Annotated in this window: 1 tRNA gene; it reads left to right on the top strand. The window is 51.2% G+C overall.

The annotated features are described in order from the left end of the window. Positions 1 to 83: 83 nt before the first annotated feature. A tRNA-Thr gene (locus tag AC1RPU_RS08420) sits at positions 84 to 159 on the top strand. The last annotated feature ends 89 nt before the right edge of the window (positions 160 to 248 follow it).

Here is a 248-nt window from a genome sequence, read left to right as displayed (position 1 = left end):
CACCCGCTCCAGACTTAGTAAAGTAATGTGATGTACGTTCAGTGTGGTGCTTAGGTTTCCTAGGCCACGGGCACCACGCACTTGCCGGTTTAGCTCAGTTGGTAGAGCAGCTGATTTGTAATCAGTTGGTCGCGGGTTCGAGTCCTGCAATCGGCACCATTTTTATTGTTGTGGGCGAGAGCGAAAGAATCCCCAATCCTAACTGTCGAGGAAGAGGCACCGCCAGTGTATTGCAACCGGATTTATCC

This window comes from Dellaglioa sp. CoH-55-MRSF-7 (assembly GCF_056782235.1).
The sequence above is the reverse complement of the archived record's forward strand: the minus strand, read 5'-3'. Positions and strand labels throughout refer to the sequence as shown.